The sequence below is a fragment of the Kitasatospora sp. NPDC052896 genome, assembly GCF_044547075.1.
GTDB lineage: Bacteria > Actinomycetota > Actinomycetes > Streptomycetales > Streptomycetaceae > Kitasatospora.
Genome location: NZ_JBITZU010000087.1, coordinates 1 through 1,064, shown reverse-complemented (window position 1 = coordinate 1,064; position 1,064 = coordinate 1). Strand labels below are relative to the sequence as shown.

General features: G+C 76.1%; 1 protein-coding gene. It reads right to left on the bottom strand.

Going from position 1 to position 1,064, the window contains the following annotated elements:
• Positions 1-174: 174 nt before the first annotated feature.
• The coding region (locus ACIGXM_RS37450; protein ID WP_396568592.1) for a beta-ketoacyl reductase at positions 175-1,064 on the bottom strand (890 nt) is incomplete at its 5' end.

The window sequence follows — 1,064 nt, the reverse complement described above, 5'->3', positions numbered from 1 at the left end:
GCTCCTGCTGCGCGCCCACACCCTGCTCAACGAACGCCTGGGCAGCGACCTGACCGTGGTCGACCTGTTCGCCCACCCCACCATCCGCTCCCTCGGCCCCCCCCCCGGGGCCCCCCCCCCCCCCCCCCCCCCCCCCCCCCCCCCCCCCCCCCCCCCCGGTGGTGGCCGGTGCGTTCAGTCGCTCGGGCCGCTTCGGGCGAGGGCCATCCGGATCAGCTCGTCCGCGTCCGCTTCCCTGATCGAGTCGGTGTCCTCCGCCTCCGTCGCGCCCGGTCGGCTCTCGGCCGGTTGCGTGGCCCGGCCGAGCCGCAGCAGGGGCTCGATCAGGCCGGCGTCGCGGAGCCGGGCCAGTGGGACGGACGCGAGGGCCCGCCGGATCGCCTCCTCGTCGGTGGGGTCGAGCGCGTCCGCCTCCGCAGTCCGGCCGGCCGGACTGAGCCGCGCGTGCAGCTCCCGGGCCATCGCGCTCGGGGTGGGGTAGTCGAAGACGAACGTGCTCGGCAGCCGCAGACCCGCCAGTGTGCCCAGGCTGTTGCGCAGTTCCACGGCGGTCAGCGAGTCGAAGCCCATCTCCATCAGGCCCCGGTCGGCCTCGACCGCGCGGGGCGTGTCGTGACCCAGGATGCCGGCGATCCGGGTCCGGACGGTGTCCAGGAGGAGTTCGAGCTGTTCGGCCGGGGCCAGCCCGGTCAGCCGCTCCCGCAGGCCGTGCTGCCCGGCCGTCCTGCTCCCGCCGCCGCTGCTCCCGGGCTGGGAGGGGGTGCGGACCAGGGTGCGGAACAGCGGCGGTACGGCCCTGGCGGCGCGCAGCTCCGTGGTGTCGATCCGGACCGGCATGAGTACCGCCCGGTTCGTCGCGAGCGCGGTGTCGAAGAGTTCCAGTGCCGCGTCGGTGGGCAGCGGTGCGATCCCCGCACGGCGCAGCCGCGCGACGTCCTGGGTGTCCAGCGTGCCCGCCATCCCGCCCGACTCGGCCCAGAGGCCCCAGGCGAGGGAGGTGGCGGGGAGGCCTTGGGTGTGGCGGTGGGTGGCGAGGGTGTCGAGGTAGGTGTTGGCGGCGGCGT